This is a genomic window from Streptomyces zingiberis, from assembly GCF_012034935.1.
GTDB classification, from domain to species: Bacteria; Actinomycetota; Actinomycetes; order Streptomycetales; family Streptomycetaceae; genus Streptomyces; species Streptomyces zingiberis.
Window position 1 is genome coordinate 282,457 of the sequence record NZ_JAATEN010000003.1, and the last position, 21,113, is coordinate 303,569.

A 21,113-nucleotide genomic window follows, 5' to 3' on the forward strand; every position below is an offset into this window, starting at 1 on the left:
GAAGTCCTCGGGACTCACCTCGGCGAACGAGGCCGCGCCCGGCCGGAGGATGAGGAACCCGGCAGCGCTCCAGCGCATGGATGCTCTCCCACAGCGAATCGGCGAAGGCATCGCAACCGCAGGACCCACCACGACGGGCGGGTCGAGTGAAAGCGTCCACCTGACGGCGCCGAAGAGCCCCTCGTCCCGCTCGCCCTTCCGTGGACAGCCGGAAAAGGAGGCACTCTTGGGCCGCGGCGGCCCGCACGGCCTCGTGGGCCTCTTCCGGCCGTATGGCCGTCACCCGACTGCCAGCTTCATTGCTGTCTCACTCCCGTGCCGGGCGGCGTCGGCGGGACCGCCCTGCCGGGACGGGTGCGGCTGCAGGACGCCGGTCGGGCGGCTCAACTCGATGCCTCGCCCGGTCCCCGGAACCCGGCGCCGGGCCCGCGACCGCCCCGCGACGGCTCGGCAATCCCACCACGTCTACGGGACATCGGCAGCCTCCCCTTCCTCCGGAGCGAGTTGGAACAGCACCGTCGGCAGCGTGTACCCGGCCGCGCGGGCCCCGGCCGCCGTTACCGACTCGGCCGGCACTCTCATGCAGCCGGTGGCCGCCGGCACCCAGGCCCCCTCCCGGCGCTGACCGCGACGGCGAAACCGCCCGGGGCACGGCGGGACGCGGCGGCGACCAGCAGGGCACCCCAGGCCGGGCAGGCCCTCCTCTTGACGCCCCGGCGAAGCTGAAAATACCTTTCAGGAGTGAGCAGCAGCGTGAAGAAAACTTTCACCGGTACCCCTCCGGCCGCCCTCGCCGCCAAGGTCAGGATGCTCGGCCCGACGATGACCCGCTCCATGCAGCGGGTGGCCGAGACCGTCGCCGGTGACCCGGCCGGCTGCGCCGTGCTCACGGTCACGGGCCTGGCCGAGCGCACCGGGACCAGCGAGGCCACCGTCGTCCGCACCGCCCGCACCCTCGGCTACCCCGGCTACCGGGATCTGCGGCTGGCGCTCGCGGGCCTCGCCGCGCAGCAGGAGTCCGGCGCCGCCCCCGCCGTCACCGCCGACATCGCGGTGGACGACCCGCTGCCCGAGGTGATCGTCAAACTCGCGCGCGAGGAGCAGCAGTGCCTCGCCGACACCGCCGCCGCCCTGGACGCCGCCCAGCTCGACGCGGCCGTCTCGGCGCTGGCCTCCGCCCGCCGGGTCGACGTCTACGGCGTCGGCGCCTCCAACCTCGTCGCGCAGGACCTCGCGCAGAAGCTGCTCCGCATCGGGCTGTCCGCGCACGCGCACGCCGATCCTCACCTCGCCATGACCGGTGCCGTCCAGCTCCGCGCCGGGGACGCGGCCGTGGCCGTCACCCACTCCGGCCGCACCCTGGACGTGATCGAGCCGCTGCGCACCGCCTTCGACCGGGGCGCCACGACGGTGGCGATCACCGGGCGCCCGGACGGTGAGATCGCCCAGTACGCCGACCACGTGCTCACCACCTCCCCCGCCCGGGAGAGTGAGCTGCGCCCGGCCGCCATGTCCAGCCGCACCAGCCAACTCCTCGTCGTGGACTGTCTGTTCATAGGGGTGGCCCAGCGGACCTACGACACGGCGGCGCCCGCGCTCTCCGCCTCCTACGAGGCCCTGGCCCACCGCCACACCCCCCGCCCCTGACCCGGACGGGGACCGCTGGCGGCGTTCCGTCCCTCCCAACCCCCGGAGTGCGGCAGTCATGTGTTCCTCGTCCCCATCTCCCCGTCCCCCTGGTCCTTTCGGCCGTTCCGGCTCTTCCGGCTCTTCCGGCTCTTCCGGCTCTTCCGGCTCTTCCGGCTCTGGCGGCCCTTCCGGACCTCCCGGCTCTGGCGGCCCTTCCGGACCTCCCGGCCCCTCCGGGTCCTCCCGCTCCGGTGACCCTTCCGGTTCCGGCGACGCGGGCCATACCGACCACCGGTCCCCCACCCTCGGCGAGCCACCCCGCGGGGCCGAGGCCGACGGGCCCGCCGGTGCGGCTCCCCCGCCCCCTTCCTCCCCGCCGGCGCCCCACCCCTCCGGCCCCCCGGGCGGCGTCCCGGGCGGCGGCGGGCTCCGTGCCCAGCTCGGCACCCTGACCACCGAGGCGTTCCGCGGTGAACTCGCCGGGATCGACCGGCTGTCCACGCTGGAGATCGCCGAACTCATGAACCGGGAGGACGCGGGCGTGCCCGCCGCCGTGGCCCGGGAGCTGCCGCGGATCGCGGCGGCCGTGGACGCGGTCGCCGGGCGGATGGCCCGCGGCGGCCGGCTGGTCTACGCGGGCGCGGGCACCGCCGGGCGCCTCGGCGTGCTGGACGCCAGTGAGTGCCCGCCCACCTTCAGCACCGCGCCGGGGCAGGTCGTCGGGGTGATCGCGGGCGGCCCGTCCGCCGTCGTCAGCTCCGTCGAGGGCGCGGAGGACGACGCGGAGCAGGCCGCCGCGGACCTGGCGGCGCTGCGGATCGGCCCGGAGGACACGGTGGTCGGCGTCTCGGCCTCCGGCCGGACGCCCTACGCCGTCGGCGCCGTCGCGTACGCACGGGGGCTGGGCGCGCTGACCGTCGGCCTCTCCTGCAACGCGGGCTCCCCGCTGGCGGCGGCGGCCGAGCACGGCATCGAGGTGGTCACCGGCCCGGAGCTGCTGACCGGTTCGACCCGGCTCAAGGCCGGCACCGCGCAGAAGCTGGTGCTCAACATGGTCTCCACCATCACCATGATCCGGCTGGGCAAGACCTACGGGAATCTGATGGTCGACCTCCGGGCCTCCAACGAGAAGCTGCGCGCCCGGTCGCGGCGGATCGTCGCGCTGGCCACCGGCGCCGGGGACGAGGAGATCGAGACCGCGCTGGCGGCCACCGGCGGCGAGGTGAAGCCCGCGATCCTGAGCCTGCTCGCGGGCGTGGACGCGGCCACCGCCGCCGGTCTGCTGCAGCGCGCCGACGGCAGGCTCCGGGAGGCGCTGGAGGAGGCGGCCGGCGGACGCTGACCGGCGCCACACGGACGCCCGCCCGCCCCGGCGTGCGGACACCCGCCCGCCCCGGGCGCACGGGTTGGAGCCACCCAGGCTCGTCCTCCCTTCGCCGGGCGAGTCCAAGGGGGCGGTCACGGCGCCGCCATCCCGGCCGTGGGACCGAGCAGGGAGACGCGGGACCGCCGGGCGGCAAGGACGCGGGCCACCTGCGGAAAAGCAAAGCCACCGGGTGGCAGGCTGCGGCAGAGCGGAGGCATCGGGTGACGAGGCCGGGGGCGGCCCGCGGCAAGGCAGGATCACCAGGCGGCGCGGCCGCGGGCCACCCCGGGGCAGGGCGGAGCCACCGGGCGGCAGGGCCCCGGAAACGCCGGAGGGCGGCACCCCAGCTGGGGTGCCGCCCTCCGGACCGTCCGGGACGGTTCGGGACGCCGATCGGCAGGGCCGATCAGAAGTCCATGTCACCGCCGGGCATACCGCCCGGAGCGGCCGCGGCGGCCTTCTCCGGCTTGTCGGCGATGACGGCCTCGGTGGTGAGGAACAGCGCGGCGATCGACGCGGCGTTCTGCAGCGCGGAGCGCGTGACCTTCGCCGGGTCGATGACGCCCTCGGCCATCAGGTCGGTGTACTCACCGGTCGCGGCGTTGAGGCCGTGACCCGGGGTGAGGTTCCGCACCTTCTCGACCACGACGCCACCCTCCAGGCCGGCGTTGACCGCGATCTGCTTGAGCGGGGCCTCCAGCGCCAGCTTGACGGCCTGCGCACCGGTGGCCTCGTCGCCGTCCAGGTCGAGCTTCTCGAAGACGGAGACGGTCTGGAGCAGGGCCACGCCACCACCGGCGACGATGCCCTCCTCCACGGCGGCCTTGGCGTTGCGCACCGCGTCCTCGATGCGGTGCTTGCGCTCCTTCAGCTCCACCTCGGTGGCGGCACCGGCCTTGATGACGGCCACGCCGCCGGCCAGCTTCGCGAGGCGCTCCTGGAGCTTCTCGCGGTCGTAGTCCGAGTCCGAGTTCTCGATCTCGGCGCGGATCTGGTTGACGCGGCCCTGGACCTGCTCGCTGTCACCGGCACCGTCGACGATGGTGGTCTCGTCCTTGGTGATGACGACCTTGCGGGCGCGGCCCAGGAGGTCCAGACCGGCGTTCTCCAGCTTGAGGCCGACCTCCTCGGAGATGACGGTGCCACCGGTGAGGATGGCGATGTCGCCGAGCATGGCCTTGCGGCGGTCACCGAAGCCGGGCGCCTTGACCGCGACGGACTTGAAGGTGCCGCGGATCTTGTTGACGACGAGCGTGGAGAGCGCCTCGCCCTCGACGTCCTCGGCGATGATCAGCAGCGGCTTGCCGGACTGCATGACCTTCTCCAGCACCGGGAGGAGGTCCTTGACCGCGCTGATCTTGGAGTTGACGATCAGGATGTAGGGGTCGTCGAGCGACGCCTCCATCCGCTCCATGTCGGTGGCGAAGTAGGCCGAGATGTAGCCCTTGTCGAAGCGCATGCCCTCGGTGAGCTCCAGCTCCAGCCCGAAGGTCTGCGACTCCTCGACGGTGATGACGCCTTCCTTGCCGACCTTGTCCATGGCCTCGGCGATCAGCTCGCCGATCTGGGGGTCGCCGGCGGAGATGGAGGCCGTGGAGGCGATCTGCTCCTTGGTCTCGACGTCCTTCGCCTGCTCCAGCAGGGCGGCGGAGACGGCCTCGACGGCCTTCTCGATACCGCGCTTCAGCGCCATCGGGTTGGCACCCGCGGCGACGTTGCGCAGCCCCTCGCGGACCAGCGCCTGGGCCAGGACGGTCGCGGTCGTCGTGCCGTCACCGGCGACGTCGTCCGTCTTCTTCGCGACCTCCTTGACCAGCTCGGCGCCGATCTTCTCGTACGGGTCCTCGAGCTCGATCTCCTTGGCGATGGACACGCCGTCGTTGGTGATCGTGGGCGCGCCCCACTTCTTCTCGAGGACGACGTTCCGGCCCTTGGGGCCGAGGGTGACCTTGACGGCGTCGGCGAGCTGGTTCATCCCGCGCTCGAGGCCGCGCCGCGCCTCCTCGTCGAACGCGATGGTCTTGGCCATGTGAAGTGGTCCTCCCAGGACTTCGGGGTCCCCCCGGCCTGCGGCTGGGGGAGGATTGCTCCGGACCGCGCTGGCGCCCGCGACGGACGGCCTGCCGACCGCGCGGTTCCTTGCCCCGCCCGGCCCGCGGGCCTCACCGACCCGGTCCTCGTCTGTCACTCTCCCTGGGAGAGTGCTAACGCCAATGATTAGCACTCTGCCCCTTCGAGTGCAAGCGCCCATCGGTGCGGACGGCCCCCTCCGGCCGGGCGCGGCAGGCTCGCGGCGGTACGCGTGGGGCGCCAGGGAGAGAAGTGGCGCGAGGAGGCGCGGGACGGAGCACGGCGCGGCGAAGATTCCCGGTCGGCGGCCCCCGGGGCCCGGCAGCCCTGAGGCCCGGAGAGAACGGGACGGGGGCCACGGAGGGACGGAGACGCCGCGCCGGGGGCGCGGGGGAGGCCGGGGGGCGAATCAAGCCCCGGGCGGTGAGCCCCGGGGACGGCGGGGTGGTGAAGAGGCACCGAACGGCGCGGGCGGCGGCAGGGGGCATGCGAAGGGCCCGCGCCCCCGGGTGGGGACGCGGGCCCTTCTCGAGTTCGGCCGGTCGGCGCTCAGCCGGCGACGCGGACCATGTCCGCCTGCGGCCCCTTCTGACCCTGCGAGATCTCGAACTCCACCCGCTGGCCTTCTTCGAGGGTGCGGTAGCCGTCCATCTGGATCGCGCTGTAGTGCACGAAGACGTCCGCACCACCGTCGACCGCGATGAAGCCGTATCCCTTCTCCGCGTTGAACCACTTGACGGTGCCCTGAGCCATTCCAAACTCCCCTATTGCTGGCCCTTGCGCAGGACCGCACTCCGCGGACCCGGGTCAGACCTCACGACCCGGCAGTCCCTGGCCGTCGGCATGGGGGGACCACCGGGAAGTGTGCGCCGGAACGCGTCGACCGCGGCCGAATGTATCTGCCCAACTGCCCTCTGCAACAGGTCAATCGGACGAGAATTCAGCCGCGGCCGGAAAGGAGTTTCCTGCGGATTCACCAACAATCAGGGGCATCTCGGGCCGGGCATGACGGACCATCGCGACAAATCGCCCCTGGCCTTCGGGTACAGGTTGTCGCGTTCTCGTAGGCGGTCGGCGGATGCCGGAACGGTGATCCGACCGGATCAGCTCAACTGTACCGCGCTCAACGACATTGAATTGCCCCCTCCGCTTCTATGACGGAGGGGGCGGCCATGATGACGCTGTGTCGACGTTCCGGCAGGCCGGGAGGGGTCCGGGGCCCCGCCGCCCCCTCCTGGGAGAGGGCGGCGGGACGGCCGGGGGCGGGGGCGGGGCGGCTCAGCCGCCGGCGACCGCCGGGATGATGGAGACGCCGGCGCCGTCCGGCGTGGCCGTCTCCAGGCCCTCGGCGAAGCGCACGTCCTCGTCGCCCACGTAGACGTTGACGAAGCGGCGCAGCTTGCCCGCGTCGTCCAGCACCCGGGGGCCGATGCCCTGGTGGTTCTTCTCCAGGTCGGCGAGGACCTCCGCCAGCGTCGCGCCCTCGGCCTCCACCTCGGCCCGGCCGCCGGTGTAGGTGCGGAGGATGGTCGGGATACGGACGGTGACGCTCATGCGAGACCTGCCTCTCGGAACGATGCCAGGGTGGGACGGATGACGGCGGACGGACCGGTGCTGGGGGCGACGGCGTCCAGGGTCTTGAGACCGTCGCCGGTGTTGAGCACGACGGTCTCGGCGGCGGGGTCGAGCTGCCCCGTCTCGATCAGCTTGCGCAGCACCCCGACGGTGACCCCGCCGGCGGTCTCCGCGAACACGCCCTCGGTACGGGCCAGCAGCTTGATGGCGTCGACGATCTGCTCGTCGGTGACGTCCTCGACGGTGCCGCCGGTGCGCCGCGCGATGTCCAGGACGTACGGGCCGTCCGCCGGGTTGCCGATCGCCAGGGACTTGGCGATGGTGTCCGGCCGCACCGGGCGCACCACGTCGTGGCCGTCCTTGAAGGCGCGGGAGACCGGGGAGCAGCCCTCGGCCTGGGCGCCGAAGATCTTGTAGGGCTTCTCCTCGACCAGCCCGAGCGCGATCAGCTCCTTCAGCCCCTTGTCGATCTTGGTGAGCTGGGAGCCGGAGGCGATGGGCACCACGAGGTTGTCCGGCAGCCGCCAGCCGAGCTGTTCGCAGATCTCGTAGGCCAGGGTCTTGGACCCCTCCGCGTAGTACGGGCGGAGGTTGACGTTGACGAAGCCCCAGCCCTCCCCGATCTCGTCCCCGATCAGTTCCGAGCAGAAGCGGTTGACGTCGTCGTAGGTGCCCTCGATGCCGACCAGCTCGCCGCCGTAGACGGCGGCCATCACGACCTTGCCCGCCTCCAGGTCGTGCGGGATGAAGACGCAGGAGCGGAAGCCCGCGCGGGCCGCCGCGGCGCCCACCGCGCCGGCGAGGTTGCCGGTGGAGGAGCAGGAGAGGGTGGTGAAACCGAAGGCGCGGGCCGCCTCGACGGCGATCGCCACGACCCGGTCCTTGAAGGAGTGCGTCGGGTTGCCGGAGTCGTCCTTGACGTGCAGCCCGCCCGTGACGCCCAGCTCCCGGGCGAGGCGGTCGGCCTTGATCAGCTTGGTGCGGCCGGGGTTGAGGCTCGGCTTCCCCGCGACGTCCGCGGGCACGGGGAGCAGCGGAGCGTAACGCCAGATGTTCTCCGGGCCGGCCTCGATGCGGGCGCGGAGCGCCTCCGGGTCACCGGTGGGCAGGTCGTACGCGACCTCCAGCGGCCCGAAACACTCCTCGCAGGCGAAGACGGGGCCCAGCGGGACGCGGTGGCCGCACTCGCGGCAGGAGAGGGCGGCGGCGGGGCCGAGGTCGATCGCGGCGGCCGGCCCGGAAGCGCCGGGTCCGGTGGTGGCGGCTCCGGCGTTCACCGCGGGCGCGGGGTTCGCGGGGTTCACGGGGTTGTCGCCGGACTCAGTGGCGCCGGTGGCGCCGGTGGCGTCCGTGGGTTCGGTCGTGGCGGTGTGCGCAGCCATGGAGGCGAGGCCCTTTCTCCTCATCTTCCCCACGGCGTCTCTCGCCGTGAGCCGGAATTGGCACCTTCCCCACCGGGAGCCTCGCCCCGGGCGCTGTGCGCGCCGTGGGTCCGAGACCGGCGGGAGGGTTGCCGGGGCTTCAACGGGCCGTTCCCTCTGCCCCTCTGGATGAGCGGTATGGCACCGGGCGCGTGACCCGGGCGTTTGTCGGCGCGACCGCCCCGAGATGCGGTGGTCACGCGTGTTGTTCAAGACTGTAACCGAAGGGTCGGACGTCGGCAGAGACCGTCCGAACCGCGAGATGCGGCCCCCGGCGACCCCGCATCCCCGATCACACAGGGAGACGATGACGTGCTGGAAGAGGTGCAACTCTGGCTGGACCGGCACTCCTGGTCCGCCACCGATCGCCCGCTCGACCTGCTCCGCGCCGCGAAGGCGGCGGCGGGGGTCCAGGGCACGGTCAGCGTCGTTCTCCCGGCTCTCAACGAGCAGGACACGGTGGGCGACATCGTGGAGGCGATCCGTGAGGATCTGATGACCGGGGAGATACCCCTCGTCGACGAAGTGGTGGTGATGGACTCCGGCTCCTCGGACGGGACCTCGCGGGTCTCCTCGGCGGCCGGGGCCCAGGTGGTGCACCGGGACTCCGTGCTGCCCCGGATGCCGATCGCGGCGGGCAAGGGCGAGGTGATGTGGCGGTCACTGCTCGCGACCGAGGGCGAGATCGTCTGCTTCATCGACGCGGATCTGCGGGACTTCGACTCCCAGTTCGTCTCCGGCATCATCGGCCCGCTGCTCACCGATCCCGAGCTGCAACTCGTCAAGGCCATGTACGACCGTCCGATGAGCGGCGGCGGCGAGCGCGGCGGCCGGGTCACGGAACTCGTGGCGCGCCCCCTGCTCAACCTGCACTGGCCCCAGCTCGCCGGCTTCGTCCAGCCGCTGGGCGGCGAGTACGCGGCCCGCCGGTCCCTGCTGGAGCGGCTGCCCTTCCCCGTCGGCTACGGCGTCGAACTGGGGATGCTCGTGGACTCCCTGGACCTGGCCGGGCTGAACGCGCTGGGCCAGGTCGACGTGGGCGTCCGGCGCCACCGCAACCAGGACGGCCAGGCGCTCGGCCGGATGGCCGCCACCATCTACGCGACCGCCCAGCGGCGGCTGGAGCGGGGGCACCTGGTCCGCCCGGTGCTGACCCAGTTCGACCGCGGGGCGGACCGGCTCTTCGCCCCCACCGCGCACACCGTCACCACGGAGGAGCGACCTCCGATGATCACCGTGCCCGAGTATCTGGCCCGGCGCCGGAAGGCGGCCTGACCGCCGTGGCGGCGCCAGGAGCCGCGGCCGGGCGGAGGGACCCGGCGGGGCGCGGCACCGTGCGGCGGGGGGCGGCCGGACCGCGCGGCACACCCGGGCACGGCGGCGCGCCCGAACCCCGGCACGGCACCGGGGCGGGGACCGGGCGGCCGGGCGCCCCGCCGCTGGGACGCCGCCGGGCGCCGGTGCCCGTACCCGTGCCCGTCCCGGTGCCCGTGCCCCCGCCACCCCCGGTGCGGCCGGTCCCGGTGCCGCCGGTGCCCCCGGCGCCGCCCGCCCCGGTACGCCCCGCACACCGCCCCGCCCGGGAGAACGGGTGGGACGGGTGGGACGGGTGGGACCGGTTCGACGGATGTGACGGGCCCCCGGGAGCGCAGGGAGCGGTCCGGTGCCCCCGGCCACCGGGCACCCGGGCGGTGGGGCCGCCCGGGGAACCACCTCGGCGGCCACCGGGGAGAGGCGCGAGGGAGGACCCGGCGAGGGGCGCGGTGAAGGGCGCGGTGAAGGACCGGGTGGAAGGCACGGGCCCCGCCCGGGGAGGGGCGTCATCCGGCCGGAGTCGGCCACCGTGCGGAAACGCACGTTTGAGCGGATCACGAGCGGGCTAGGCTCGCGTCATGGTCGCTGAGCAGTCAGCCCGGATACTCGTCGCGTCCAACCGCGGCCCCGTCTCGTACGCCTTCGCCGCGCCCGGCGCGGAGGGCGCCGGCGGTGAGAGCGGCAGCGCCGGCTCCGCCGCCGGGCTGGTCGCCAAACGTGGCGGTGGTGGCCTGGTCTCGGGCCTGTCGGCGGTCGGCGGCGAGGCCGTCTGGGTCTGCGCCGCCCTCGGTGAGGGCGACCGGGAGGCCGCGCGCCGCACGGGCGGCCGGCTGGACCCGGCGGACACCGGCGGCCAGACCGTCCGGATGCTCGACATCGACCCGGAGACCTTCGCCACCGCGTACAACGGCGTCGCCAACTCCGTGCTGTGGTTCGTCCACCACATGCTCTACCAGACGCCTCTGGATCCGGTCTTCGACGCCGGTTTCCGCCGCGAGTGGGCCGCCTACGAGGCGTACAACGCGGCCTTCGCCGACGCGCTCGCCGAGGACGCGGCCGAGGGCGCCGCCGTGCTGGTGCAGGACTACCACCTCTGCCTGGTGCCCGGCATGCTCCGGGAACGCCGTCCCGACCTGCGGATCGGCCACTTCTCGCACACCCCCTGGGCGCCGCCGGAGTACTTCCGGCTGCTGCCCGACGACATCGCCCGGCAGTTGCTCCACGGCCTCCTCGGCGCCGACCGGGCCGCGTTCCTCACCCACCGCTGGGCGGACGCCTTCCGCGCCTGCTGCACGGACCTGCTCGGGGAGGTGCCCGCCACCCGGATCGGCGTGCACGGCCTGGGCGCGGACGCCGACTTCCTGCGCGAGCGCTCCCGGCGCCCGGACGTGGACGAGCGGCTGGCCACGCTGCGGGACCAGATCGGCCCCGACCGGAAGGTGATCGTCCGCGTCGACCGGACCGAACTGTCCAAGAACATCGTCCGCGGCCTGCTCGCCTACCGGGAACTGCTGACGGAACGCCCCGAGTGGCGCGAGCGCGTGGTGCACGTCGCCTTCGCCTACCCCTCCCGGCAGGACCTGTCCGTCTACCGCGACTACACGGCCGAGGTGAGCCGCGTCGCGGAGGAGATCAACGAGACCTTCGGCACGGACGGCTGGCGCCCGGTGATCCTCCACGTCGAGGACGACTTCGCGCGCTCCCTCGCCGCCTACCGGCTCGCGGACGTGGCCCTGGTCAACCCGATCCGGGACGGCATGAACCTGGTCGCCAAGGAGATCCCGCTCGTCTCCGACGACGGCTGCGCGCTGGTCCTCTCCCGGGAGGCGGGGGCGCACGAGGAGCTGGGCGAGGACGCCGTCACGGTCAACCCGTACGACGTGACGGGCACCGCCGAAGCGCTGCACACCGCGCTGTCGATGGGCACCGAGGAGCGCGCCGAGCGCTGCAAGCGGCTGGCCGCGTCGGCCGCCGCGCTGCCGCCGCAGCAGTGGTTCCTGGACCAGCTCGACGGGCTCTGACGGGCGCTGTCGGGGCCGGCGGGCGCTGTCGGTGCCGCCCGGCGGCGCCGGTGGGCACAGTCGGCGCCGACGGTGCCGGCCCTGCTCCGATGCGGCGCCGATACGGGGGTGACGGCCGGACGCCGGCGGGCGCGGACGGCTCCCGGCGGGCACGGGGAGTTCCACCCCGGGGGTCCCCGGCCACGATCCAGGTCACCCGTCCGGCCGTATGGGCCGCGCCTTCGGGATGCGGGCCCCGCGAACCGTCCTCCCGAAGGCCCCGGAGCCCTGCCCGGGGGGTCCCGGCTGCCTCAGGGGCCCGCGACGGCCGGGCCCGGCCCGGACACGGCGGGCGGGACACCGCAGGACACGGCACGTGGGACACCGCGGGCGGAACACCGCAGGCAGGACACGGCCGATCCGCGAGGCAGGCGAGCGGGCGGAACCGCGCGACGTCACGCCCGGGCCGGGCAAGGGCGGCGCCGGGCCAGAAGATCCACCGCCCGTCACCCCCGCCGCCCATGTCAGCCCGTGTCAGCCCGCCCCGCGCACCGCCGCGGCGAGCGCATCGAGCAGCCCGACGACCCCCTCGGGGCCGTCCACGACCAGGTCCGCGCGGTCCGCGAGTTCCTCGGCGCCCTCGCCGGCCGCGGCCGCGCTGCACACCAGCAGCCCCGGCACGCCCTCCGACCGCAGCTTCTCCACGGCCGCGTAGGCGGCCAGGTCACCGAGGTCGTCGCCCGCGTAGAGCACCGCGCCGGCCCCGGTCTCCGCCAGGTGACGTTCGAGGGCCGCGCCCTTGTCGATCCCCGGCGGGCGCAGCTCCAGCACCATCCGCCCCGGCTCCACGATGAGCCCGTGCCGCTCCGCCAGGGCCGTGAGCGGCGCGCGGAGCTGGTCGAAGGCGGCCTGCGGCTCGGCGGCCCGGCGGGTGTGGACGGCGACGGCGCGCCCCTTGTCCTCGATCGAGGCACCGCGCAGCGGGCCCTCCCCGGTGAGCAGGGCGGGGAGTTCCCCGCGGACGGCGGCCACCCCCGGGGGCGGCTCCGGGGCGCTCACCGTGTCGTCGGCCGCGTCCCAGCGCTCCGCGCCGTAGTGGCCGAGGACGACCAGATGCTCCAGCCCGGGGGCGCCGGAGAATCCGCCGTTGCGGACCGCCACCGCGGCCGGGCGCCCGGTGATCACGGCGATCGAGCGGACGAGCGGCGCCAGCCGGGTCAGCGCCGACAGGGCGCCCGGGTGGGCACGGGCCTGCTCGGGGTCGGCCACGATCGGCGCGAGGGTGCCGTCGAAGTCGAGGGCCACGACGGCGCGTCCCGGCTGCCGGAGGAGCGCGGCGAGGCCCTCGCGCCCGGCCTCGGTGGACGGCTCCGGCAAGGGGTTCGATTGGCTGCCCATGCCGCCGAGCCTACCCGCGCCGCCCGCACCGGACCCGCCGGTCTCCGGCCGTCACGGGGGCGCCGCTTCCGGACGCGGCCGGGGCGATCGGCCCGTCTCTCTCCCGGGGCGGCTGCCCGTCCGCCGGTGGCAGGCCACCATGGACGGCTGCCCGTAGTCCGTTGGGGGCAACGGTGGCCGTCCACCGCTGGCGGGCCGCCGCTGGCGGCTGAGGGTCCGCCGGTAGCAGCAGCGGTGACCGTCCACCGGTGACGGCAGTGATGCTCGGCGCCGGTGACGGCAGTGATGCTCAGCGCCGGGAACGCCGGGCCTCCCGCACCCTGCGGAGGCGGTTGACCGTGACGGGGTCGTGCGCCAGCGCCCGGGGATCGTCGAGAAGGGCGTTGAGGAGCTGGTAGTAGCGCGTCGGGGAGAGGCCGAGCCGCTCCCGTATCGCCCGCTCCTTGGCACCGGGGCCGGACCAGGACCGCCGCTCGACGGCGAGAACCGCGCGGTCGCGGTCGGTCAGCCGGCGGTCGGACGATTCAGCGGGCGAGTCGGCGGGCGAGACGGCGGGCGAGACACCGGACCGGTCCACCTCGGCCGGGACGGCGACGGACGGGACGGCGGAGGACGCAGCCCCCTCGGCCGGACCGCCGCCGGCCCGGGCCGCCCCGGCCGGGTCAGGGTCCTGCGGCGCGGCGGCGGACGGGACGGTGAGGGGCGCAGCGCGATCGGCGACGCCCCGGCCGGGCACCTCCCGGCCGGCCCCGCCGGCGACGGCCGGACCGCCGTCGGCCGGCCGGCGATCGGCGGGGCGCGGGGCGGCGGCCGGCTCCGGCGTTCCGCCCGCGCCCTCCGCCTCGCTCCCCCCGGCCCGCCCGGCCGCCCGGTCCACGCTCTCGTTCACGCCGTCCAACATAACGACCGCCTCCGACAGCCCGGCCAACCGGGCAAGCCCGCTCCGGGGGCGCACCCGCACGTGCCGACCCCGCCGGGGAGGCGCTCGCCGGGGCGAAGGCAGGGGCGACGGCCGGAGAGGCGCTCGTCGAGGCGACGGCCGGGGCCGCGACGCACCGACGCACCGACGCACCGAGTGCCCGGCCCCGTCCGCCGGTCCTCGGGAACCCTTCGGCCGTCCCCGGGGGAAACGGCCACCGCACGGGACGCCGCCGAGGGCATCGGACCGTGCGGGACGGCGCCGGTTCCGCGCCGTCACTCGCCGTCGCTCGCCGCACGTGAACAGAACGGCGGTGGGCCGGCGACACCCCGGAGGCGACCCGGCCGTCGGGGCCGCCGGTGCCCCGGCGGCCGGGGCAGCCGCCGCCCGCCCGTCAGTGGATCGCGTTCTCCGTGGCCTCGGCGTCCCGCTGGATCCGGGAGAGGATCCCCGCCGGGTCGCCGCCGCGCTCCACCGCCTGGCCGATCCCCTCCTTGAGCTGCCCGCTCACCCGGTTCCAGGTGATCTTGTTGGCCGGGTAGTGGACGGAGTCCGGCAGCCGGTCCAGGAAGTCCCACAGCGGCTGGTACCGGTCCGCCGCCCGCATGGTGCCGGAGGCGGAGCGGGTCACCGGCAGCATGTCGTGGCGGTCCGCGAACTCCAGCATGTTCGGCTCGCTGTAGACGTGGTCGAGGAAGTCGCCGATCTCCTCACGGTGACCGTTCTGCCGGAAGGCCACCAGCCAGTCGTTGACCCCCACCGACGTCTCGGCCGGGCCCTCGCGGCCGGGCGGCGGCGCCGTGCCGAACTGGACGCCGTTCCGGGCCGCCTGGCGGATCAGCGCCGGGTGGCCGTTGACCATCCCGACCTCGCCGCGGGAGAAGGCGTCGAACGCCGCCTGCCGGTCGAGGGCGGCGGGGGCGCCCGGCCCGGTGAGGCCGGGGCGGACCAGTTCGTCCCGGAGCCACTGGAAGGCCCGGACGTTCTCGGGGGCGTCCAGGGTGTACGCACCCACGCCGTCGGTCAGGCCGCCGCCCGCTCCCAGGGACCACTGCGCGGTCTCGGCCTGCGCCTCCTCCGGGCCCAGCGGCAGGGCGTAGGGAATCGTCACACCGGCGTCGCGCAACGCCTCGGCGGCCTCGCGGAGTTCGGGCCAGCTCCCGGGCGGGCCGTCGAGACCGGCCTCGGCGAAGAGGGTCTTGTTCCAGAAGAGCAGCCGGGTGTCCGCCGCGAACGGCAGCCCGTACTGCACCCGCTGGAACTTCCCGCCCTCGGCGAGCCCGGGCAGGAAGTCGGCCTGGGTCGGGATGGAGAGGAGTTCGTCGGCCCGGTAGAGCCGTTTCCGGTCGGCGTGGCCGGCGTAGGAGGCGGTCTGCGCGATGTCCGGGGCCTCACCGCGCTTCACCATCGCGGCGATCTCACCGTCCACCACCTTCCAGTGGTGGACGGTGACGTCGATGGTGACCCCCGGGTGCTCCGACTCGTAGCCGGCCACCACCCGGTCCCAGTAGCGCCGGGAGGACGTGGCGTCGCTGCCGCCGTAGTCGGCCGCCACCAGGCGGAGGGTGACGTCCTGGGGGGAGCCGCCGCATCCGGAGAGGGCGAGCGCCAGGGCCGTGGCGACGGCCGCCGCGACGGCCCCCCGGTACCTCCGGCGCGCCGCCGGGCCCGTCCCGCGTATCGCGCGCCGTTCCCCGTCCGCCGATTCTCCGTGTTCTCCGTGCACCGCGCCCCGCTCCTGTTCTCCGTACACCGCGCGCCGTTCCCGCCGTGCCGCGCGCCTGCGGCCCGTCCGCGCCGGTCGCGCCGTGCGCCCGTTTCCCGCATGGTCCGTGCGCACCGCGCACTCTCCGTCGCCGCCGCTGTCCATCGCTGCCTGCCTTGTGACGGCCGCCTCCCTGCCCGTTCCTGCCGTTCCCCCGCCCCGCGGCTCCCCGTTCGCCGCGGCGCACCACACCGGGTGGCGCTCCCCTGTCACCGCGCCGGGCGCGCCGCCGGGTGGTAACCGGCCGGCGGCCGTGCGGCTGCCGAGCGGCCTCCCGGCACGCCGCCGTCGCCGCGGTGCGCCGTTCCGCCGCCGGGGCGCACGCCGGCGCGCGCAGAACTGCTTCCTACGGGGAGAGGGGGCCGCGCCACGCCGCCGGGCCCCGCCCTGCGCAAGGTCTGCCCGGTTCCTCCACGAGGTGAGGATCCGGTGCCGGACGCGGCCCCCCGGCCCCAGCGGCTCCCGGATCGCGCGGGGCGCGACGGAGGAATCCCGCGAACCCCGGCGAACCCCCCGGAACCGGCCGGGGACACGCCCACGACGCCCGGGAACCGACCGGAGGTCCGGCTTCCGGACGGTGACCCTACTCCACGGGCAGGTGAGTGGACTAGACCTGTCGGGCTTCCGGGGGCGAGACTGTCCCCCGTGGGATCCGCCCTGCCCCGGCCCGCCCCTCCCCCCTGCCCGGGGCCCACCCTCTCCGCGGAGGTATCCGCCTGATGGCGACTCAGCACGTGCTCACCGGCGCCCGCGTGGTGCTGCCCTCCCACACCGTGGAGAACGGCCGGCTGGTGGTGGAGGGTTCCGTGATCGCGGGCCCCGTGACCCCGGCGGATCCCCCGGAGCCCGGCGCCGGGCCGCCGGACCGGACCGCGCCCCCCACCGGGCCGGGCGCGCGGGACCTCACCGGGCACTGGGTCGTCCCCGGCTTCGTCGACCTGCACATCCACGGCGGCGGCGGGGCCTCCTTCTCCTCCGGCACCGCCGAGGAGGCGCTGGCCGTGGCCGCGGCCCACCGGCGCCACGGCACGACCACGCTGGCCGCCTCCACCGTCACCGGCGAACTCGACGAGCTGTGCCGGCAGGCCGCCGTCCTCTCCGAACTGGTCGAACAGGGCGAGCTGGCCGGGATCCACTTCGAGGGGCCGTTCATCGCGCCCGGCCGCTGCGGCGCCCACGACCCGGCGCTGCTCCGCGACCCCGAGCCGGGGGACGTCCGCAAGCTGCTCGACGCCGCCCGCTCCACCGCCCGGATGATGACGCTCGCCCCCGAGCTCCCCGGCGGGCTGGACGCCGTACGGCTCCTCGCCGACCAGGGCGTGATCGCCGCCGTCGGCCACACCGACGCCGACCACGGGCGGACGGCGGAGGCGGTGGCCGCGGGCGCCACCGTGGCCACCCACCTCTTCAACGCCATGCCCGGCCTGCACCACCGGGACCCCGGGCCGGTCGCCGCCCTCCTGGAGGACGAGCGCGTCACCGTCGAACTGGTCAACGACGGGGTGCACCTCCACCCCGCCGTCGTCGACCTGGCCTTCCGCCGGGCCGGCGCCGACCGGGTCGCCTTCATCACCGACGCCATGGCCGCCGCCGGCAAGGGGGACGGCCGCTACCCCCTGGGCGGGCTGGAGGTCGAGGTGCGCGACGGCGTGGCCCGGCTCGCCGAGGGCGGCGCCATCGCCGGCTCCACGCTCACCCTGGACACCGCGCTCCGCCGGGCCGTCACCGTCGGCGGGCTCCCCGTGGAGGAGGCCGTACGGGCGCTGACGCTGACCCCGGCCCGGCTGCTGGGCCTGGCCGACCGGGTCGGCTCCCTGGAATCCGGCAAGCGGGCCGATCTGGTCGTGCTGGACGAGGAGTTCACCGTGGCGGGGGTCATGCGCGCCGGGCGCTGGGTGATCGAGCCGCCGACGGGCTGACCACCACGGCGGCCGCGGGCGATCCGGCGGGACGGCGGCTCCCGGCCGCCCGCCGTTGGGGACGGCTCCCGGCGGGACCCGTCAGGAACCCGGCGGGACGCGGCGGGAGCAGACGGGAGCGAGGCGGGACGCGGCGGAACCGGCGGGACGCGGCGCCAGGACGTTACGCAGACCCGATGGGACCCCGCGTGGACGAGCCCGGTCCGGCCCCCGGCCCGCCCCGGCCGGTGCCCGGAGCCCGTGCTGCCGCCCCCGGGGCCTCGCCGCCCCCGGGGCGCCGGCGTACCGACGCCGACGGGGCGCGACCGGATCCGGTCGCGCCCCGTCCCACACCGCCGGGCGGCGGCCGGCGCGTACCGCGCGCCGGCCGGGCTCACCTCACTGCTTGACGTGCCCCTCCTTGAGCTGCACCCAGTCCAGGTTGAACTCGCACCCCTGGCCCTCGCCGCAGGTGAGATCCACGGTGTTGGTGCCCTTGGAGAGGTCGATGTAGGCGTAGGTGGTGGTCCACCCCTTGTCCCACTCGCCCTCCTTGGCGCCGGACCAGTTCTTGAGCTTCTGCTCGCGGTCCTTGCCGTTGACGAGCAGCGTGGCCTCGGTGTCCTTGCCCGGCACGCCGTAACCGATGTAGAGCGTGTACTTGCCGGCCTCGGGCACGTCGACCCGCCAGGTCGCCGTGGCGCCGGGCTGGTTCATGCCGGCGACGTAGGCGCCGCTCTCGGAGCGGGCGCCCGGCACCTCCTTGGCGACGGTCGCCCCGCCCGCGGTGCGCAGGCCGACGGCGTCGAACCGCTCGGAGGTGAACGGCTTGGCGTCGTCCTTCCCGCCGTCCTCGTCCTGGTCGGCGCCCCCGTCCTGCTGGTCGCCGCCCTGGTCCGCGGGCTGGGACACGGACGCGCCGGACCCGGGGTCGTCCTCCTCGCCGCCGCTGTTGGTCGCCATGGCGATGACGATGCCCAGCACGACCACGCCCACCACGGCGAGCGCGCCGATCAGCAGGGCCTGGTTGTTGGGGCCCCGGCCACCGCCGTGACCGCCCCGGCCGGAACCGCCCGTGGAGTGGGCGGCGCGGCGCGGTGCCCCACCGGGCAGGGTCTCGGGGGCCGCGTAGGAGGGGTTCGGGCCGCCGTAGGAGGACGCGTCGGGGCCGTAACCGGTGGAGCGGCCGGCGCCCTGACCGGCCGGCGCCGAGCCGTAGCCGGGCTGGGCGGCGCCGTAGGCGGCGGTCGGCGCGTCCGCCTGGGCGGCGCCGGGCGCCTGCCCGGGCCGCTGGGCGTCGCCGTAGCGGCGCTCCCCGACCCGCCGCACCTGGTTGTACGAGGTGCGGGGCACCCCGGGCTGCGTGCCGGACCGGCCGTACTGCGCGGTTCTGCCCGCGCCCGCCGCGCCGTCCGCGCCGCCCTCCCCGCCGTCCGAGCGGTAGAGGTAGGCGAACGGGTCGTCGTTCTCGGGCGTGCCCGGGCCGTTGTTGCCGGCCGTCATCCCCTGTCACTCCCCAACTGGTCTCCGGACCACCGGCGGCGCCCGCCCGGGTTCCCCGGACGGTTCCGTCACCGGCGGGGCGGCCCCGGCACGGCCCGCGCCGTCCGGATGGATGGATGGTCTCTCGTTGTTCAGATCGTGCAGATCCCGCGGATCGCTCGGATCGTGCGGGTCGTTCACATTGTTCGGATCACTGCGCCTCGGCACACGGCCGGTCGATCGAGCCTACCCGCTCACCGCGGCCCCTGGTCCCCGCGCGTGGGGGCTCCGGGGGACCTCGGCCGGCCGGAATCGCAAAATCCCCGCTCGGGAGGCGTGCGCGCGGGCGCGATGTGTCGCGGACCACCCCGCGCGCCGCTCCTCCGGTCCGCCGCCGTGCCGTGGCATCGCTCCGGGAGCCCGGCCGGTTCCCGGGCCGGGGCGTGCCCCCGGCTCAGCCCGCCCGGCGGTGCGCTCGACCGGCCGCGCGGGAGCGCTTCTCCCGGTACATCCGCTGGTCCGCGGAGTGGAGCACCTCCTCGGCGGACATCCCGCAGGCCGCCCAGCCGACGCCGAAGCTCGCGCCCACCCGGACGGCGCGGCCGTCGACCCGGATCGGCGGGATGATCGCGTTACGCAGCCGGGCGGCCAGGTCCTGGGCGTCGGCGAGGCCGAGGCCGTCGGCGAGGACGACGAACTCGTCACCGCCGAGCCGGGCGACCGTGTCGCCGTCCCGCACCCCGTTGGTCAGCCGGCGCGCGACCTCGACGAGGACGGCGTCCCCGGTGTGGTGCCCGAAGCGGTCGTTGATCGACTTGAAGCCGTCGAGGTCGCAGAAGAGCACGGCCAGGCCCTTGGTGCCGTCGTCCGGGGTGGCCTCGGACGGCGCGGCGATGTGGACGTGGCCGTCGAAGGGGCTGGGCCCGGGCGGCCCGAAGAGCGCGTCGAAGCCGTCGGTGCGGAAGCCGTTCTCGTCCGTCTCGAACCCGGCCGCCGGGCCGTACGCGCTGCCGGTGACCGCGTCCACCACGCCGGCCTCACCCTGCCCGGCGGGCAGCCGGTCGCAGAGCCGGGACGCGAGCCGGGCCCGCAGCTCGGCGCTGTTGGGGAGGCCGGTGAGGGAGTCGTGGCTGGCGCGGTGGGCGAGCTGGAGCTCGTGCCGCTTCCGCTCCTCGATGTCCTCGACGTGGCTGAGCAGATAGCGCGGCCCGGCCGCCGCGTCGGCCACCACGGAGTTGCGCAGGGAAACCCAGACATGGCTGCCGTCGCGCCGGGCCAGCCGCAGCTCGGCCCGGCCGCCCTCGGCGGAGGTACGCAGCAGCAGGCCGGTGTCCTCGGGATGGACGAGGTCGGTGAACGAGTACCGGCGCATGGCCGCGGCGGGCCGGCCCAGCAGACGGCAGAGGGCGTCGTTGGCGCGGATCAGCCGGCCGTGCCGGTCCCCGCCCATCTCCGCGATGGCCATGCCGCTGGGCGCGTACTCGAACGCCTGACGGAAGCTCTCCTCGCTGGAGCGCAGCGCCTGCTGCTCGCGCTCCAGCCGGACCAGCGCCCGCTGCATGTTGGCGCGGAGCCGGGCGTTGCTGATGGCGATGGCCGCCTGGAAGGCGTACATCTGCAACGCCTCCCGGCCCCAGGGGCCGGGCCGGCGCCCGCTGCGGGGGCGGTCCACGGCGATGACGCCGAGCAGGTCCTCACCCGAGGTGTACATCGGGGCCAGCAGCCGGTCGTTCGGATGCCACTCGTCGGCGAAGCGCGGCTGGGGGCCGCCGCCGGGCCACTTCGGTACGTCGTCGCCGTCCAGGACCCAGCCCTCGGTGTGCGGTATGAACCGCAGCTCACCCCAGCGGGTGCCCATGTCCAGGCGGCGCTCCCAGGCGTCGCGCGAGCCGACCCGGCCGGCCATCAGGGCCTCGGCGCCGGCGCTGCCGGCGACGGCGGCGACGACCAGGTCACCGTCGGGGCGGACCAGGTTGACGGCGGCCAGCTCGTAGCCGAGGCCGCCGGTGACGCCGTCGGCGACGGTCTGCAAGGTGTCGGCCAGGCTGCGCGCGGTGTTCAGATCGGCGATCACGCGGTGGAGCTGCCGCAGCGTCGACAGACGGACGTACGGTTCCGGCTCGCCCTCCAACGCTCGCACCCCCCGAGACCTCGACAGCAACTCCAGGATTCTTGATCGCCCGCATCCACCGCTTCTCCGGTACCCCCGGTATCCACGGTCACTGAATCACAGCGAGCTTCCCACCCGGTACACAGGGTCAGCGATTACCAGCCAC

Annotated in this window: 14 protein-coding genes and 1 riboswitch; of the genes, 5 read left to right on the forward strand and 9 right to left on the reverse strand. The window is 75.2% G+C overall.

Annotation, left to right across the window (positions count from 1 at the left end; genetic code table 11):
• Positions 1-741 precede the first annotated feature (741 nt).
• Both HCK00_RS05405 and murQ read left to right on the forward strand, forming a co-directional pair.
• Positions 742-1,647 carry a MurR/RpiR family transcriptional regulator gene (locus tag HCK00_RS05405; RefSeq protein WP_168100577.1) on the forward strand — a complete coding sequence of 302 codons (906 nt, stop codon included), beginning with the start codon at positions 742-744 and terminating at the stop codon, positions 1,645-1,647.
• A gap of 430 nt (positions 1,648-2,077) precedes the next feature.
• Entirely contained in the window at positions 2,078-2,971 is an 894-nt protein-coding gene (gene murQ / locus HCK00_RS05410) for an N-acetylmuramic acid 6-phosphate etherase (RefSeq protein WP_168100716.1), read from the forward strand.
• 430 nt (positions 2,972-3,401) lie between these two features.
• On the opposite strand, the gene groL is transcribed toward murQ, so the two are convergent.
• From groL to thrC, 4 genes are all read right to left on the reverse strand, one after another.
• A complete protein-coding gene (groL, locus tag HCK00_RS05415) occupies positions 3,402-5,024 on the reverse strand; it encodes a chaperonin GroEL (protein WP_168100578.1) in 1,623 nt (540 codons plus the stop codon).
• A gap of 590 nt (positions 5,025-5,614) precedes the next feature.
• Entirely contained in the window at positions 5,615-5,818 is a 204-nt protein-coding gene (locus tag HCK00_RS05420; RefSeq protein ID WP_003986833.1) for a cold-shock protein, read from the reverse strand.
• A 525-nt stretch (positions 5,819-6,343) separates the two neighbouring features.
• Positions 6,344-6,619 (reverse strand): MoaD/ThiS family protein, encoded by a 276-nt coding sequence (locus tag HCK00_RS05425; protein WP_168100579.1) that lies wholly within the window; start codon positions 6,617-6,619, stop codon positions 6,344-6,346.
• Positions 6,616-8,046, reverse strand: coding sequence for a threonine synthase (gene thrC, locus HCK00_RS05430; RefSeq protein ID WP_375781917.1), 1,431 nt, complete (start codon positions 8,044-8,046; stop codon positions 6,616-6,618). Before thrC ends, HCK00_RS05425 begins: the two co-directional genes overlap by 4 nt.
• A riboswitch (SAM riboswitch) is annotated at positions 8,040-8,197 on the reverse strand. It overlaps the preceding gene by 7 nt.
• Positions 8,198-8,373: 176 nt before the next feature.
• Between thrC and HCK00_RS05435 the strand changes: the two genes are divergently transcribed.
• Complete coding sequence (locus tag HCK00_RS05435; protein WP_168100581.1) at positions 8,374-9,336, forward strand: glucosyl-3-phosphoglycerate synthase; 963 nt, start codon at positions 8,374-8,376, stop codon at positions 9,334-9,336.
• 617 nt (positions 9,337-9,953) lie between these two features.
• Positions 9,954-11,396: an alpha,alpha-trehalose-phosphate synthase (UDP-forming) gene (locus tag HCK00_RS05440; RefSeq protein ID WP_168100582.1), complete on the forward strand. Its 1,443-nt coding sequence runs from the start codon at positions 9,954-9,956 to the stop codon at positions 11,394-11,396.
• A 513-nt stretch (positions 11,397-11,909) separates the two neighbouring features.
• Here the strand turns inward: HCK00_RS05440 and otsB are convergent.
• The 3 genes from otsB to HCK00_RS05455 all read right to left on the reverse strand — a co-directional run bounded on the left by otsB (position 11,910) and on the right by HCK00_RS05455 (position 15,418).
• Positions 11,910-12,773 carry a trehalose-phosphatase gene (gene otsB / locus HCK00_RS05445; protein ID WP_168100583.1) on the reverse strand — a complete coding sequence of 288 codons (864 nt, stop codon included), beginning with the start codon at positions 12,771-12,773 and terminating at the stop codon, positions 11,910-11,912.
• 289 nt (positions 12,774-13,062) lie between these two features.
• Positions 13,063-13,281 (reverse strand): DUF3263 domain-containing protein, encoded by a 219-nt coding sequence (locus tag HCK00_RS05450; protein WP_206320000.1) that lies wholly within the window; start codon positions 13,279-13,281, stop codon positions 13,063-13,065.
• Between the two features lie 805 nt (positions 13,282-14,086).
• The gene (locus HCK00_RS05455) at positions 14,087-15,418 is read right to left on the reverse strand and encodes an extracellular solute-binding protein (RefSeq protein ID WP_311765158.1); all 1,332 of its coding nucleotides are present in this window, start codon (positions 15,416-15,418) and stop codon (positions 14,087-14,089) included.
• Between the two features lie 758 nt (positions 15,419-16,176).
• Here HCK00_RS05455 and nagA point away from each other — a divergent pair.
• Entirely contained in the window at positions 16,177-17,376 is a 1,200-nt protein-coding gene (gene nagA / locus HCK00_RS05460) for an N-acetylglucosamine-6-phosphate deacetylase (protein WP_168100585.1), read from the forward strand.
• Positions 17,377-17,754: 378 nt separating this feature from the next.
• Here the strand turns inward: nagA and HCK00_RS05465 are convergent, their stop codons facing one another.
• Together HCK00_RS05465 and cdgB are read right to left on the reverse strand one after the other, a co-directional pair.
• The gene (locus HCK00_RS05465) at positions 17,755-18,858 is read right to left on the reverse strand and encodes a CBM35 domain-containing protein (RefSeq protein ID WP_168100586.1); all 1,104 of its coding nucleotides are present in this window, start codon (positions 18,856-18,858) and stop codon (positions 17,755-17,757) included.
• A gap of 433 nt (positions 18,859-19,291) precedes the next feature.
• Complete coding sequence (gene cdgB / locus HCK00_RS05470) at positions 19,292-20,968, reverse strand: diguanylate cyclase CdgB (RefSeq protein ID WP_168100718.1); 1,677 nt, start codon at positions 20,966-20,968, stop codon at positions 19,292-19,294.
• Positions 20,969-21,113 lie beyond the last annotated feature (145 nt).

What these genes read in the sequence shown, in the direction of transcription:
- groL (WP_168100578.1), bottom strand. Translation starts at nt 5,024, where the DNA reads ATGGCCAAGACCATCGCGTTCGACGAGGAGGCGCGGCGCGGCCTCGAG.
- HCK00_RS05420 (WP_003986833.1), bottom strand. Translation starts at nt 5,818, where the DNA reads ATGGCTCAGGGCACCGTCAAGTGGTTCAACGCGGAGAAGGGATACGGC.
- HCK00_RS05425 (WP_168100579.1), bottom strand. Translation starts at nt 6,619, where the DNA reads ATGAGCGTCACCGTCCGTATCCCGACCATCCTCCGCACCTACACCGGC.
- thrC (WP_375781917.1), bottom strand. Translation starts at nt 8,046, where the DNA reads ATGAGGAGAAAGGGCCTCGCCTCCATGGCTGCGCACACCGCCACGACC.
- HCK00_RS05440 (WP_168100582.1), top strand. Translation starts at nt 9,954, where the DNA reads ATGGTCGCTGAGCAGTCAGCCCGGATACTCGTCGCGTCCAACCGCGGC.
- otsB (WP_168100583.1), bottom strand. Translation starts at nt 12,773, where the DNA reads ATGGGCAGCCAATCGAACCCCTTGCCGGAGCCGTCCACCGAGGCCGGG.
- nagA (WP_168100585.1), top strand. Translation starts at nt 16,177, where the DNA reads ATGGCGACTCAGCACGTGCTCACCGGCGCCCGCGTGGTGCTGCCCTCC.
- HCK00_RS05465 (WP_168100586.1), bottom strand. Translation starts at nt 18,858, where the DNA reads ATGACGGCCGGCAACAACGGCCCGGGCACGCCCGAGAACGACGACCCG.